16 protein-coding genes are annotated in these 15,151 nt (G+C 29.0%); 8 read left to right on the forward strand and 8 right to left on the reverse strand.

What is annotated here, in order from left to right; all coding sequences use genetic code 11:
• The first annotated feature begins 16 nt into the window (after positions 1-16).
• The 8 genes from CAMP5121_RS02105 to mog are packed head-to-tail and all read left to right on the forward strand — an operon-like array spanning position 17 to position 9,474.
• Complete coding sequence (locus CAMP5121_RS02105; protein ID WP_442863280.1) at positions 17-814, forward strand: cysteine ABC transporter substrate-binding protein; 798 nt, start codon at positions 17-19, stop codon at positions 812-814.
• Between the two features lie 2 nt (positions 815-816).
• Positions 817-2,067 carry an MFS transporter gene (locus CAMP5121_RS02110; protein ID WP_337214665.1) on the forward strand — a complete coding sequence of 417 codons (1,251 nt, stop codon included), beginning with the start codon at positions 817-819 and terminating at the stop codon, positions 2,065-2,067.
• A 37-nt stretch (positions 2,068-2,104) separates the two neighbouring features.
• Positions 2,105-3,511: a COG3400 family protein gene (locus CAMP5121_RS02115; RefSeq protein WP_337214666.1), complete on the forward strand. Its 1,407-nt coding sequence runs from the start codon at positions 2,105-2,107 to the stop codon at positions 3,509-3,511.
• Between the two features lie 7 nt (positions 3,512-3,518).
• Positions 3,519-4,577 (forward strand): 3-dehydroquinate synthase, encoded by a 1,059-nt coding sequence (gene aroB, locus CAMP5121_RS02120; protein WP_263679365.1) that lies wholly within the window; start codon positions 3,519-3,521, stop codon positions 4,575-4,577.
• Positions 4,574-6,103, forward strand: a complete 1,530-nt coding sequence (locus CAMP5121_RS02125; protein WP_337214667.1) for a mechanosensitive ion channel family protein — start codon at positions 4,574-4,576, stop codon at positions 6,101-6,103. The genes aroB and CAMP5121_RS02125 overlap by 4 nt, the downstream gene beginning before the upstream one ends.
• The gene (mtaB, locus tag CAMP5121_RS02130) at positions 6,100-7,356 is read left to right on the forward strand and encodes a tRNA (N(6)-L-threonylcarbamoyladenosine(37)-C(2))-methylthiotransferase MtaB (RefSeq protein WP_263679366.1); all 1,257 of its coding nucleotides are present in this window, start codon (positions 6,100-6,102) and stop codon (positions 7,354-7,356) included. The genes CAMP5121_RS02125 and mtaB overlap by 4 nt, the downstream gene beginning before the upstream one ends.
• Positions 7,346-8,944, forward strand: a complete 1,599-nt coding sequence (locus CAMP5121_RS02135; RefSeq protein WP_263679368.1) for an AAA family ATPase — start codon at positions 7,346-7,348, stop codon at positions 8,942-8,944. The genes mtaB and CAMP5121_RS02135 overlap by 11 nt, the downstream gene beginning before the upstream one ends.
• 2 nt (positions 8,945-8,946) lie before the next feature.
• Positions 8,947-9,474, forward strand: coding sequence for a molybdopterin adenylyltransferase (gene mog, locus CAMP5121_RS02140; RefSeq protein WP_337214668.1), 528 nt, complete (start codon positions 8,947-8,949; stop codon positions 9,472-9,474).
• Between the two features lie 12 nt (positions 9,475-9,486).
• Here mog and CAMP5121_RS02145 read toward each other — a convergent pair whose 3' ends face one another.
• The 8 genes from CAMP5121_RS02145 to purS are packed head-to-tail and all read right to left on the reverse strand — an operon-like array spanning position 9,487 to position 15,151.
• Positions 9,487-9,861: a rhodanese-like domain-containing protein gene (locus CAMP5121_RS02145; RefSeq protein WP_337214669.1), complete on the reverse strand. Its 375-nt coding sequence runs from the start codon at positions 9,859-9,861 to the stop codon at positions 9,487-9,489.
• 2 nt (positions 9,862-9,863) lie between these two features.
• The gene (locus CAMP5121_RS02150; RefSeq protein WP_263679372.1) at positions 9,864-10,199 is read right to left on the reverse strand and encodes a rhodanese-like domain-containing protein; all 336 of its coding nucleotides are present in this window, start codon (positions 10,197-10,199) and stop codon (positions 9,864-9,866) included.
• On the reverse strand, positions 10,196-12,025 hold the full coding sequence (gene htpG, locus CAMP5121_RS02155; RefSeq protein WP_263679373.1) for a molecular chaperone HtpG: 1,830 nt from the start codon (positions 12,023-12,025) through the stop codon (positions 10,196-10,198). The genes CAMP5121_RS02150 and htpG overlap by 4 nt, the downstream gene beginning before the upstream one ends.
• An 11-nt stretch (positions 12,026-12,036) precedes the next feature.
• On the reverse strand, positions 12,037-12,405 hold the full coding sequence (gene crcB, locus CAMP5121_RS02160) for a fluoride efflux transporter CrcB (RefSeq protein WP_039625961.1): 369 nt from the start codon (positions 12,403-12,405) through the stop codon (positions 12,037-12,039).
• Entirely contained in the window at positions 12,402-13,091 is a 690-nt protein-coding gene (locus tag CAMP5121_RS02165) for a lysophospholipid acyltransferase family protein (protein WP_263679374.1), read from the reverse strand. The genes crcB and CAMP5121_RS02165 overlap by 4 nt, the downstream gene beginning before the upstream one ends.
• Positions 13,069-14,274, reverse strand: a complete 1,206-nt coding sequence (locus CAMP5121_RS02170; protein WP_263663359.1) for an SH3 domain-containing protein — start codon at positions 14,272-14,274, stop codon at positions 13,069-13,071. Before CAMP5121_RS02170 ends, CAMP5121_RS02165 begins: the two co-directional genes overlap by 23 nt.
• The gene (purQ, locus tag CAMP5121_RS02175) at positions 14,268-14,918 is read right to left on the reverse strand and encodes a phosphoribosylformylglycinamidine synthase subunit PurQ (protein WP_337214670.1); all 651 of its coding nucleotides are present in this window, start codon (positions 14,916-14,918) and stop codon (positions 14,268-14,270) included. Before purQ ends, CAMP5121_RS02170 begins: the two co-directional genes overlap by 7 nt.
• Positions 14,915-15,151 (reverse strand): phosphoribosylformylglycinamidine synthase subunit PurS, encoded by a 237-nt coding sequence (purS, locus tag CAMP5121_RS02180; RefSeq protein ID WP_337214671.1) that lies wholly within the window; start codon positions 15,149-15,151, stop codon positions 14,915-14,917. Before purS ends, purQ begins: the two co-directional genes overlap by 4 nt.

Here is a 15,151-nt window from a genome sequence, read left to right on the forward strand (position 1 = left end):
TCTTTTATCGTTTTTAATGGCACTTTTTTTTAGCGCCTGCTCAAATTCAAATTTTAATGAAAACTCTATAGAGAAAATCAAACAACAAGGTGTTATCCGCATAGGTGTGTTTGGTGATAAACCTCCATTTGGTTATCTAGATGCTCAAGGGAAAAATCAAGGCTATGATGTGTATTTTGCTAAACGTATAGCAAAAGAACTTTTGGGTGATGATTCTAAAGTACAATTTGTTTTAGTTGAAGCAGCAAATAGGGTGGAGTTTTTAGAGTCAAATAAAGTAGATTTAATCTTAGCAAATTTTACTAAAACTCCAGAAAGAGAAGCTGTGGTGGATTTTGCATTGCCTTATATGAAAGTTGCTCTTGGGGTAGTGGCTCCTAAGGGATCGGATATTAAAACTATAGATGATTTAAAAAACAAAACTTTGATTTTAAATAAAGGTACAACAGCTGATGCGTATTTTACAAAAAATATGCCAGAAATTAAAACGATTAAATTTGATCAAAACACAGAAACCTTTGCAGCTTTAATCGGAAAAAGAGGCGATGTGCTAAGCCATGATAATGCATTGCTTTTTGCATGGGCTAAAGAAAATCCAAATTTTGAAGTGGTGATTAAAGAACTTGGAAATCATGATGTCATAGCTCCTGCTGTAAAAAAAGGCGATGAAGCTATGGTGAAATTTATCAATGATTTGATTGTAAAATTACAAAATGAGCAGTTTTTTCATAAAGCTTATGATGAAACCTTAAAGCCATTTTTTAGTGATGATATAAAAGCTGATGATGTAGTAATCGAAGGTGGCAAAATTTAATAATGCAAAAAGCTTTTAAAAATACCATCTATGCTTCTTTAGGTGGTATTTTAGAATTTTATGATTTTGTTTTATTTATCTTCTTTGCAAGTGTTTTTGCAAAAATTTTCTTTCCTCAAAATGATGATTTTTGGCCATTAATCTATACCTATGTAGCCTTTGGAGCAGGATATTTAGCTAGACCTTTTGGTGCTGTTGTTTTAGCACATTTTGCAGATATTAAAGGGCGTAAGAATGTTTTTTATATTAGCATGCTTTTGATGGTTGTACCAAGTTTTGTTTTGGCCTTTTTACCTACTTATGAAAGCATAGGACTTTTAGCTACTTTTATGCTTTTTATCATACGGATAGCTCAAGGATTAGCCATAGGAGCTGAAGTTAGTGGTGCTTGGGTTTTTGTGAGTGAATTTGTGAGTAAAAAAAGACTTGGCTTGGCACTTGGTTTTATTTCAGCGACTTTAACTTTAGGTTTATTACTTGGAAATTTAGCGACTTTAAGTATATATGCGTATTTTGATAAAGAAGAAGTAGAAAGCTTTGCTTGGAGAATTCCTTTTTTTATAGGGGGGGTTTTTGGCATATTAGCTTTATTTTTGCGTACAAAGCTTAATGAAACGCCAGCTTTTAAAAACATAAAAGAAAAAGAAAAAATTTTAAATTTTCCACTTTTACAAGCTTTAAAAACACATAAAAAAAGTATGTTAATATGCGCTTTACTTACCGTGGTTTTAACAAGTGGGGTAGCTACTTTAATGATACTACCGCAATATTTTGAAAGCCTATTAGGAGTAAGCAAAACTACTGCTTTGTTATATCAAAATTTGGCCATAGTGATGATCATAGTAGGAAGTTTAGTACAAGGGTATTTGGCTGATTTTTTAGGACATTTTAGAATTTGTTTGATTTTTACTTTGGTTTTTGGAGTTTTTGGTATAAGTTTTAGCTTTTATAATGAGTGGTTTTTATCATTTTATTTGCTTGCTTGTTTTGCGCAAGGCATTATAGCTTTTGCTCCTATTTTTATGACTCAAATTTTTACTACAGAGTTAAGATCAAGTGGTCTTTCTTTTGCTTATAATGTTTCTTATGCGATTTTTGGTTTTTTAACACCCTTTATTGTTAATTTTATGTATGAGAAGTATTTTTATATTTATATTATTTTTATAGTGATTGCTAGTTTGTTAAGCATGTTTTTGATAAAAGTATTTTTAAAACAAAAACCAGTATTAAAAACTTTAAAATATAAACTATAACTTTGCTATAATTATATTTTATATTTTAGAGGTGTAAATGAATAAAATTTTATTACTAGCTGATGGAATTTTTGCTAAAGATTTTTTAAGGAAAATTCATAGCAATAAAACTTTTAAAGAGTCTTTGAGTGTTGTTTATTATAATGATGAAAGTGTGGATTTGGATTTAGAAAATGAACAAATATCTTTTTATAAATTTGATCCTACAAGTTTGGTTAAACTAGAAAATTTATTAAAGGAAGAATTCCATCAAGCTATCATCTATATGCAAGAAGAAGCAGATATGTTAGCTTGTTATAAAAATTTAAGAAAATTACACCCAAGATTAAACATAGTTATCATGGATTTGTGGAATAGTCAAATTGATGATAATTTTTGTGAAGTGATTAATATTTATGATACTTTAAGCACGAGATTAACAGGTTGTTTAGATAATATGCCTTCTATGGCACAATTTATAGGGCTTGGACAAGGTGAGATAATGGAGGTAAAAATTCCTGCAGGATCAAGCTTTGCTTATAGACATATAAGCTCTATTAGCCAAAAACGCTTTAAAATTGTAATGGTTTATAGAAATAATGAATTTATCCTAGCAAGACCTGGGCTTATTTTAATGCCAAATGATAGTATTTTAATCGTAGGTGATCCTAAAGTTTTACAAAGTGTTTTTACTAATGTTAAAACAAGTTTAGGACGCTTTCCATCGCCTTTTGGTGATAATATACTTTGTATTATAGATATGAAAAAAATGAGTGAGTTTGCTATAGAAAAGCTTATTTTTGCAAGTTTGCTTTTGCATGTAAGGATTAATAGTAAAAAGCTTTATTTTAAAGTGATTAATCCTACTTTAACTCCTATGTATTATAAACTTAAAGCCTTGCATAAAAATAGCACTGAGGTGATATTTGACTATGAAAATACAAATGTAAAAAACATTAAACCTTTTGTGGAAAATACTAGCATAGGTTTACTTGTAGTGGAAGATTATCTTTTTGAAAAAGAAAAAAGTTTTCTTTTTACTTTAAAAATTCCTGTTTTAAAAGCAGGTAAAGGGGATTTTGCTGACTTAAAATCATCGGTGGTTTTAAGCTCAAATTTTGAAGATGTGGAAGGTATTGCTTCTATTATGCTTGATTTAAATAAGCAAATCCAACTAGGGCTTGCTTTGTATTATTATGATTTAAAACTAAATAAAGCTGAAATTTTTGAATACCATCAATATTTTGAAAGCCTTTCAAAACTCCATGATGAAAAATTACTTTTAATAGAAGAAAAAGAACATAACCCTATCAATAAATTTTCTTATAAACAAAATGTATTGCATTTTGTGCCATTTAATGAAAAAATTTTAGGAAGTAATTTCAATAAAATTTTAAAAACAGATTTAAATACGATATATTATAAGATGAGTAAAAATTATCAATTATTTATACCATCGCTGTGAGAAAACAATGCAAGTTAAGGTAAATTTAGAAAATAATACAAGTTATAATGTCTATATAAATGAGCTAGAAAAGTTAAATTTTGATACTAAAGTAGTGATTTTAACTAATGAATTAGTAGCAAAGCTGCATTTAGATACGCTTTTGGAAAAAATTCAAGCTAAAGAGCTTTTTATCATAAAAATCAAAGATGGCGAAGAGTATAAAAATTTACAAACTATAGAATATATCTTAGATCAAATGTGTGCTTATAAGCTAGATAGAAAAAGCTTGCTTATAAGTTTTGGTGGCGGGGTTATCTCTGATATGGGTGGTTTTGTAGCAAGTATATATCAAAGAGGGATAGAATTTATCAATATTCCCACAACCTTACTAGCTTGTGTGGATGCAAGTGTGGGTGGTAAAACTGGAGTGAATAATAAATTTGGCAAAAATCTAATAGGCACTTTTTATCAGCCAAAAGCAGTGTATTGTGAGAGTGAGTTTTTAAAAACCTTACCTTCAAGAGAACTAGCTGCTGGTATGGCTGAATTTATCAAAATGGCTGTGGTTTTTGATGAGAAAATTTTATCTTTTTTAGAAAATTTAGACGAGGATAAATTTTTAAATGCTAAATTAGATGATATTACCTTGGCTCAAATCATTCAAAAAAGCATAGAACTTAAAGCTAGTGTGGTTTCGCAAGATGAAAAAGAAAGTGGTTTAAGAATGCTTTTAAACTATGGACACACTTTTGCTCATGTTATAGAAAATCAAACAGGATATAAAAAATACTTACATGGTGAAGCTGTGGCTGTAGGTATGAATATGGCAAATATTTTAGCATTAAATTTAGGATTATTAAGTGAGAAAGAATGCCAAAGAGTGCAAAATTTACTTGTGAAATTTAAATTACCTATATCTTATAAAATTTCAAATACACAAGAGTTTTACAATGCCTTTTTCTTGGATAAAAAGACACATTTTCAAAAGATTAATTTCATTTTAGCTTGTGGTTTGGGAAAAGCTTGTATAAAAAATGATATAAACAAAGAAGATATTTTACGCACTTTAGAGGTGTTTGCATGAAAAAGATTTTTTTACTTTTATTTTTACCTTTTTTGATGCTTTTAGCACAAGATGATATAAAACATTTAGAGCAAAAACTCAATGAATTGCATAATAATTTAACATACAATACTTGGGTGATTAAATATAATAATTTTAATATTTATAGAAAAACTCAAAATGAAATTTTAGCTTTAGAAAAAGAAAGTTTAAAGGCTAATGAGCGCAATAAAAGCATTATAGAAAGACAAATTTTAATCTTAAAAGAAAGATTAGAGCTTTTAAGTGAGTATAAAAGTGCAAATTTTTCCAAGATGGTTTTAGCTCCTGAAGAAGTTGATAAAATAGATAAACTAACTAATCCTTTAGCCATCATTTCAGCATACTCACACATAAAAAAACTAAGACGTGATAAGGAAGAGTATATTAATCTTTTAAATAGTTTTAAGCAAACCTTGGATGAGCTTATAAAAGAAAATGTTTTAGTGGCTGAGATAGCTAAATTGGCCCCTAGTAAAGAACATGATGAGTATTTAAAAATATCCAATCAAATGGTAAGAGATTTTTCGCAAACCTTGCGTTTTGGAGAAATTTCTTATTCTGTTTATGAGAAAAAAATACAAGAAGAAATTGAAAAAACAGCAGCTTCTATTAAAATTCAAGGTGTAAGAGCTTTTAATATAGTTTTGGCTATTATTATCGTTATAGCCATAGCATTTTTACTCAAATTTATAGCTAGAAAATACATAGGCGATAATGATCGCTTTTATACAGCAAATAAAATCATTAATTTTATTAATATCAATGTGATTATTTTGATTTTGCTTTTTGGATATATTGAAAATATTAGTTACTTAGTGACTGTGCTTGGTTTTGCTTCTGCTGGTTTAGCTATTGCTATGAAAGATATGTTTATGTCTATGCTTGGTTGGTGTGTGATAGTTTTTGGTGGAAGTTTTAGAGTGGGTGATAGAGTTAGAGTTTTTCAAAACAATACACATTATATCGGTGATATAATTGACATTTCGTTTTTAAGAATAACCTTATATGAAGATATTTCTTTGCTAACTTATACAGATAATCGAAGAAGTGGTAGGATAATTTTTATACCAAATAATTTTATATTTACTAATCTCATATCAAATTATACCCATCATGGTATGAAGACAGTTTGGGATGGACTTGATATTACTTTGACTTTTGATTCAAATCATCAAAAGGCTTTAGAAATAGTGGAAGAAATCGTTATAAAAGCTTCTAAAGGTTATACAAAAATTGCAAAAGAATCTATGAGTAAATTAAGAAATGAATACAGCATTAGAAATCCTAAAGTAGAGCCTAGGTTTTTTACATTTTTAGAAGGTTATGGCATGAGAATTTCTGCTTGGTATATGACAAATTCTTATGCAGCTTTGATTTTAAGAAGTAATATAAGCAAAGAAATCATTAATGAATTTAATAAGCATGATGATATAAAAATAGCTTATCCATCGCAAAATTTATATATGGCAAAACATGAATTTATAGAAAATAAGGAAGATATTTGAAAAAAAAGGTATATTTTAAAACTTTTGGTTGTAGAACTAATATTTATGATACGCAATTATTAAAAACTTATATTAAAGATCATATTGTTACACAAAATGAGCAAGAAGCTGATGTGATAGTGATAAATTCTTGTACTGTTACAAATGGTGCTGATAGCGGGCTTAGAAGCTATATTAATGGTGTAAAGAAAAATGGAGTTAAGGTTATACTTACAGGCTGTGGTGCTGTAAGCAAGGGAAAGGATTTTTTTGATAAAAAAGAAATTTTTGGAGTTTTAGGGGCTTCTAATAAAGATAAAATCAATGAGCTAATCTCGCAAGATAAAGCCTTTTATGAGATTGGAAATTTACGCTTTATTGATACAAAAATCGTAAGTAATTATGAAAATCATACTAAAGCTTTTGTAAAAATTCAAGAAGGATGTGACTTTGCTTGTAGCTATTGTATAATCCCAAGTGTTAGGGGTAAATCAAGAAGTATGCCAAGTGAGGAAATAATAAAACAAATCAAACTTCTTGCACAAAATGGTTATAGTGAAGTAGTTTTAACGGGTACTAATATAGGAAGTTATGGTTTAAAAGATAAAACTACACTTGGAAAATTATTGCAAGAAATAGGTAAGGTGAGTGGCATAAAAAGAGTAAGACTTGGGAGTTTGGAGCCTGCTCAAATTGATGAGAGTTTTAAAGAAATTTTAGATGAGTCTTGGCTTGAAAGGCATTTACATATTGCCCTGCAGCACACTCATGAGAAAATGCTACGTATTATGCGCAGAAGATCACACACGCAAAATGATTTAGCGCTGTTTAATGAGTTAAGTCAAAAAGGTTTTGCTTTAGGAACAGACTTTATTGTAGCACACCCTGGAGAAAGTGAATTAATATGGCAAGAAGCTTTAGAAAATTTCAAGCAATTTAAACTTACACATATTCATGCTTTTATTTTCTCACCGCGTGATGGAACACATTCTGCTTCTATGAGTGAACGAATTAATGGTGAAATAGCCAAAGAAAGATTAAATATTTTAAAAGATATAGTCGCGCAAAATAATTATGAGTTTAGAAAAAATCAAAAAGATACTTTAGAAATTTTAGTTGAGAGTAAAAAAGATGGTTTTTATGAAGGTTATGATCAATTTTTTAATAAAATCAAAATTACAAGCAAAGAAGATATTGCTAAACAATGGATAAATATTGAAAAATATGAATGCAAAGAAGATTGTAACTATGTAAGGTTAGGGGATGAAAAATAAAAAGATTATCTTAGCTTCATTTTTATTGCTTTGTGTTTTTGTAATAGTTGCGTTTATAAAAAATCAACCTGATTATATTAGCAAGGCTGCTTATGAAGAGCTTTTAGAGCAAAATTTAATCCAAAAAGCCATAGTAGAAAATAATGAAATATTATTAAAAAGCAAAGAAGGAAATTTTTTAATTGCTAAAGATGTAGTGGATTTAAATGCTTTGTGGCAAAAAATTCCTTTAGAATATGCTAAAGATTATAATTTAAGTGAGTTTTTTTTGATATTTATTTTGTTTGCTTTTCTTGTAAGTTTTTTATTCTTTCTTAATAAAAAAAATAAAGATAGACAAAATTTACTTTCTTTAGAAAAAAATATTTTAGAAAAAAATGAACAAAATAACACTATACAAGATGTAGTAAGTGAAGTTAAATTTAAAGATGTAGCAGGGGTTGATGAGGCCAAGGTGGAGCTTTTAGAAATCGTTGATTTTTTAAAAAATCCTCAAAAATATAAAGATTTTGGCGTGAAAATGCCAAAAGGGGTTTTACTAGTAGGGCCTCCTGGAGTAGGTAAAACCTTGATAGCAAAAGCAGTAGCAGGCGAGGCTGGGGTGCCATTTTTTTATCAAAGTGGGGCTAGTTTTGTAGAAATTTATGTAGGTATGGGTGCAAAAAGAGTAAGAGAGCTTTTTTTAAAAGCTAAATCAAAAGCTCCAAGTATCATTTTTATAGATGAAATTGACGCAGTTGGTAAAAGTAGGGGGGATTTTTCTAATGTAGAAAGAGATAATACCCTAAATCAACTTTTAACTCAAATGGATGGATTTGAAGATAATAGTGGTGTTATAGTGATGGCCGCTACAAATAAAATCGATCTTATGGATAATGCGTTATTAAGATCAGGGCGTTTTGATAGAAGAATTTTTATATCTTTGCCTGATTTTAAAGATAGAATGCATATTTTACAAAATTATATGAAAGAAAAAAAATCTAGTGTAGATTTAGAAAAAATCGCAAAAGCTAGTGTGGGTTTTAGTGGAGCAGCTTTAGAGACTTTAGTTAATGAAGCGGCCATTAATGCTATAAGAAGAAAATCAGATTTAATAGAAGAAAATGATTTTTTTGCAGTGCTTAATAAGGTTTTAATGGGTAAAAAAAAGATTTTCTCTCTAAGTGATAAGGAAAGAAAAATTCAAGCCACATACCAAGCAGCTAAAGCTTTGTGTGCTTTTTATTTTGATGTTAAATTTGAAAAAATTACCCTAATCGAAGATAGATTTAAAGAGTATGAAAATACTATCAAATCAAAATCAGAATTATTAAATAAAATAAAAGTTTTTCTAGCAGGCTCAGTTGCTATGGAGCTTATTTTTAATGAAAGCTATACTAATGCACAAAGCGATCTTTTAAAGGTTAAAGAATTGCTTACTTTCATGGAAACTTTTGCTATGGCAAATGAGAGTTTATTGCAAGAGCAAAAGCAAGAAGTGAAAGAATTTTTAGAGTTAATGAAGGAAAAAGTTGTGAGATTAGCTAGCATTCTTTTAGAAAATGAAAAAATAGAAAAACAAGATGTAGAAAAAATCATAATGGAGTAAAAATGGTAAAAATAGGAATTTTAGTACTTTCAGATAGGGCAAGTAGCGGAGTTTATGAAGATAAATCTGGAGTAGAGATAGAAAAAATTTTAGATTCTTATATAAAAAATGAAAAAAGTTTTTATTATGAGCTAATTCCTGATGAGTATGATTTAATTATAGAAAAATTAGCTTATTTGGCTGATGAAATAAAATGTGATTTGATTTTTACTACAGGGGGTACGGGGCCTGCTTTGCGTGATGTTACACCAGAAGCAACACAAGCAGTGTGTGATAAAATGCTACCAGGTTTTGGGGAGTTAATGCGTGCAAAAAGCTTAGAATATGTACCAACAGCTATACTTTCAAGACAAAGTGCGGGTATAAAAGGAAGATCATTAATTATTAACTTACCGGGTAATCCAAAAGCTATAAGAGAATGCATTGAGCCTATATTTCCTGCTATTCCTTATTGTGTGGATTTAATAGGTGGAGCTTATATTGAAAATAACGAAGAGATAATTTCTGTATTTAGGCCAAAGAAAAAGTAAGTCTAACTAGACTTACTTTGAGGTTACGTATCCTTGTGATAAAAGTGCGTTCATACCGCCTTTTAAATTAGTAACCTCTATGCCATTTTGATCTAGTAAAGCAGAAGCTTTAGCGCTTCTTGAACCACTTCTACAAACTATAGCGATAGGTTTATTACTTGAAATCTTTTTAATTTCCTCAACGAAATTTTTATTTACACTGCCATCTTCATTATAAAAGCTAATTTTAATGGCGTTTTTTATTGTACCAGTTTGCGCCCATTCACTAGGTTTTCTAACATCAATTACTTGATAATTTTCCAAAATATCCGCATTAATATCGATATTTTTGACTTCTGCTAAAACAAAACTAGTACAAAGTGTCAAAGATAAAAATATTTTCTTCATAATTAACCTTCCTTTTTTGTAGCTTCATAGCCTTGCGATAAAAGCGCTACCATGCCACCATCTAGATTGGTGCATTCTATACCTAGAGCATCTTCTATCATCATAGCAGTATGTTTGCTTCTTGAGCCTGTAGCACACACAAAGGCTATGTTTTTATTTTGATAATCTACTTTTTCTTTAAACTCTTGGATGAAATTTTCATTCATAAAGCCATTATCATCGCAAAGTGCGATGGGTATAGCTTCTTTTATAACTCCGCTTTTCCATTCGCTTGGGGTTCTTACATCTATAATACAAAATTCGTGCAAAATATCTTTAGAAATAGCTATATTTTTCATTTTTCTAAAGCCTTAGAAACGATTTTGCTTAAGGCATTGTTAAATTCGCTAGGGTTATCTATACCCATACCTTCACTAAGTTTAGCCATATTTAAAAGAATATGTGCCATTTCATTAGCTAAGGTATCATTTTCTTTTAAGGCTTTTAAAATTTCATGATTAGGATTGATTTCAAGTATAGGTTTAACTTGCTGTTCTTGTCCCATTTGTTTAAGAATTTGTTGCATAGCAAAATCAGGTTTATTTTGATCATAAACAATACAGCTTGGACTATTTGAAAGTCTTTGGCTAAGTTTTACCTCTTCAACTTCATCTTTTAAAACTTCTTTTATTTTAATGAGCAAGCTTGCAAATTCAGCTTTTTGCTCTTCGCTAGTTTCTTCACTAGCTAGATGATTGATAGCGCTAAATTTTAAACCTTCAAATTCATTCATCATAGGCATAACTATGGTATCAATTTCCTCATCAAGCAATAAAACATTGATATTTTTTTGTTTATAACTTTCAAGAAGAGGAGAATTTCTTAAAAGTTTTTCATTTTTTCCGCTAATATAAAAAATTTCATTTTGACCTTCAGCTAGGTTTTGTTTATACTCTTCAAGATCAATTAATTCTTCTTTATTTGAGTTTTTAAAGTATAAAAGCCTAGCTATAGCGTCTTTATTTTCGCCAAAACCATATAAACCTTCTTTTAAAACTTTTCCAAAATTCTCATGGAATTTAAGATAGTTTTCTTTATCTTTTTCTTTGAATTTTTTAAGTTCAGCTAAGATTTTTTTAACACTTGCTTCTTGAACGCTTTTTAAAATTTTATTTTCTTGTAAAATTTCACGGCTTACATTAAGCGGTAAATCTTCTACATCGATAATCCCGCGCACAAATCTTAAATAAGTTGGTAATAATTCTTTATCATCATCGCTGATAAAAACTCTTTTTACATAAAGTTTTAAACCACTTTTATAATCTACTCTATATAAATCAAATGGAGCTTGTGCAGGTATAAAGAATAAAGAATTATACTCTATAGAACCTTCAGCTTTTGTGTGGATATAAAGCATAGGTTTGTTTGAATCATGAAAGTTTTGTTCATAAAATCTTTCATAATCTTCAGCTTTTAAGCTGGCTTTATTTTGTCTCCATAAAGCACTTGCTGTGTTAATTTGAGTGTTTTTTAATTCTTTTTTAGGTTCTTTTTCACCTTCTTCTAATGGCAAATATTCTTCTTTTTCCATAAAAATAGGAAATTGTATGTGATTTGAGTATTTTTCTACTATACTTTCAATGCGGTATGAGTTTAAAAATTCTTCATCTTTTAAATGTAAGGTTATGCAAGTGCCTTGCTCATCTTTGTTTGCATCTTCTATTTCATAACCACTAGCATCAGAAGTCCAAAGATAAGCTTTATCATCTAATGCCTTTTTGCTTAAAACCTCTATTTTAGAAGCCACCATAAAAGCAGAGTAAAAGCCTACACCAAATTGTCCTATAAGTTGTGAGTCTTTTTTGGCATCACCACTTAAGTTTTCTAAAAAGCTTTTTGTACCACTTTTAGCAATGGTTCCAAGGTGATTGATCAAATCTTCTTTATTCATACCTATACCATTATCACTTACGGTTAGGGTTTTTGCTTCTTGATTGAAGTTTATTTGAATTTTTGGTTCAAATTTTAAATTTTTATAAGCATCATCACTCACGCTTAGATAACTAAGTTTATCAAGTGCATCGCTTGCGTTAGAAATAAGCTCTCTTAAAAAAATTTCTTTGTTTGAATACAAAGAATGAATCATAAGTTGTAAAAGTTGATTAACTTCAGTTTGAAATTGCATTTATATCTCCTTTATTTAAAAATTAAAAAACCAATCCATACTGCCAAAAGACAAAGGATAACATTTAAAATAATATTTAGAAAAAAGTGAAAATAATCACCACTTTGCAAAAATAGCAAATTTTCATAAGAAAAAGTTGAAAAAGTCGTAAAAGCACTTAAAAAACCTGTACTAATTAAACTTTTAGTAAAAATATGCACACCTTTAGAGTTTGCATAAGAAAAAAACAAGCCCATTAAAAAAGATCCTATGATATTAACAAGTAAAGTACCATAGGGAAAATCATGTGGAATGATTTTATTAAAAAAGCTACTAGTAAGCATTCTAGATATAGCCCCTAAAAAGCCACCAAAACCTACAGCCAAAATTGTGCTAATCAAGCTTTTGACCTTTCATTGTCTAAGATTGTTTGCATTTTTTCTCTAGTTTGTTCAAGCCAATCATCTTTACTTATATCAACAAGATCAAGAAATACTACTTTTAAAACGCCACTCTTTGCGCTAAAGTTTTGCGTGTCTAAAATTTTAGCTGAATCAACAATTACCACAGGTTGGACTTTTAGATTAAGTTTTTCACTTAAAATTTTAGCTCCAACTTTAAATTTTAAAAGTTTTTGTGTTTTAGATCTTGTACCTTCTGGAAAAATAGCCAAAATTCTATCTTCTTTTAGTCTTTCTTTGGCTTCTTTTAAAAGTTTTACTAGACCTTTTGGACTTCTATCTATACAAATAATTTTAGGTTTTTTAATCAAAGTTTTAAAAACGGGGAGTTCACCAAGTTCTTTTTTTGCTATCCAAGATATATTTTTTGGACATAGATCTTCCAAAACAACTATGTCTAACAAGCTTTGATGATTGATTAAAAGTAAATTAGCTTGAGGGTGTATAGAACCTTGAGTTTGGATTTTATAATTTATTACATATTTTTGCAATTTTGACCATGCTTTTCTGATTTTCCAAATTTTTTCTTGTGATTGTAATAATAAAAAGGCAATGCATAAAAATATAATAGAAAAAATAAATTCAATCCAAAATACTAAAGCTTTAAATCTTTGATAAATCTTCACTTTTTACCCAGCCTATTTTTCCATTATTAAATAAAATTTTTTTATATTCATCTCTTGAATCTAACACTTCTACTTCTTGGTTATATTTTCCAGAATAAAAATGAGTTGAGTTAAGAGTTGGTAAAATTTGCACTTTACTTTCAGCTTTTAATATGGCTTTGTATATGTTATTTTGGGCTAAAAAACTTGCTATTAGAGCCAAAATTGCTAAGCCTAAAGCTACATAGCTTTTCTTAAATACAAACCATAAAGCAAAAATACCACACAAGCTCCACAAAAATACTTGTTTGTAAAAATTAAAGTCATTGGTTTTTGGATTTAAATCACTTTGTGTGCTAATGCTATCTTCTTTAAGTTCTATTTTTAAAGAAAAATCTTTTAATTCTTTAGAATTTAAATTAAAATAAGAAAAATCAAAGCGTGTTTTGCTTTTATCTAAAATAGCATAATAAAATCCACTTTGTTTTTCAAAATCGCCTTTAATAGCCTCTACGCCTTGTTTTTGAATATCTTTTATATTAAAACTTGCTAGGTTTGTGTTTTCTCCTGCAAGTTCTATAAATAAAATCATATTATCATTGTCAAAATGGCTTGCTTTTACTTGTTTTACTTCTAAATTACTTGCAACTATGTGTGAGTATTTGTTAGAAGGAGCGTCGATTTTTTTAAGTCTAATAGGTTTTATAATTAGTGATGAGCTTTGAAAAATATGATCATTTCTGCTTAAAGAAACGATGATTTTATTTAAATTGGCATTTAAACTTTTTGCTTCAAACCATAATTTTGTATGATATGAATTAGCTTTTTGCTCCCAAATAGGATTAGGATTAATCCAAAGCATATCGTCATTTTTTTCAAAACTCACATTTAAATCAAAACTTACATTAGTTGTGGTGATAACCTCAAGATCTATAGCAAAAGCTTCATCTATGTAAGCTTCATCAGTGTATTCTTTTGCGTTTAATACTAAAGAGCCTTGAGGAATAAAATTTTCATCATTGATTTTACTTTCATAATTACTCTCATCACTTGGAGCGATAGTTTGATAAATTTGCTTAGCTTGATCGTCTAATTGATTGTAGTTTTTTTCTAGGGTGTTATAATCTTCAAAAACGCTATTTTCTTGAGCATATAAATTAAACGCTAGTAAAAAAACACAAAAAACTTTGAAGGTTTTTAGCAATTTAAAAATCCTTCAAACATTTTAAGTCCTACTTTTGAGCCAAGTATATCATCACACATTCTTTCAGGGTGTGGCATAAGTCCAAAAACTTTTTTATTCTCATCACAAATTCCAGCTATATCGTTTAAGGAGCCATTTGGATTATTGATATATCTTAATAAAATCATATCTTTATCTTCTAGTATTTTAATACCATCTTCGCTATTAAAATAATTTCCTTCTCCGTGAGCAATAGGCAATTCTATAATGTCATTTTTTTGGAAATTTTTCAAAAAAGCATTATTGTTTGATACTACTTGCAATGCTTGCATTTTAGAAATAAAACCTAAGCTATTATTATGTTTCATAGCTCCCTTTAAAAGACCAAGTTCTAATAAAATTTGAAAACCATTGCAAATACCTAGGACATATCCACCTTTTTGTACATGTTCTTTAAGTGTTTTCATAGCAGGAGCAAGTTTTGCAATGGCTGCACATCTTAAATAATCTCCATAAGAAAATCCACCTGGTAAAACAATTAAATCAGCACTAAAATCTTGTCTTTCATGCCAAATGATTTCAATTTTTACACCTAGTTTTTCAAAAGCATAAGCTGTATCAAACTCGCAATTAGTTCCGGGAAAACGAATAATAGCTACTTTCATAATATTATCTCATAATCTTCTATCACAGTATTTGCAAGCAATTCTTTACACATTAAATCAACATGTTTTAAAGCTTCTTTTTTATCCTCACAAGCTATATCAAAACTAATTTGTTTTGAGGTTTTAACATTTGATATGTTATTAAAATCTAAAGAATGCAAAGCCTTTTCTATGGCTTTGCCTTGAGGATCTAAAACCCCGTTTTTTAGTGTGATATTTACAGTTACTTTCAT

Origin of the sequence: Campylobacter sp. 2352 PW (genome assembly GCF_024723575.1) — a bacterium.
Classification (GTDB): Bacteria; Campylobacterota; Campylobacteria; order Campylobacterales; family Campylobacteraceae; genus Campylobacter_D.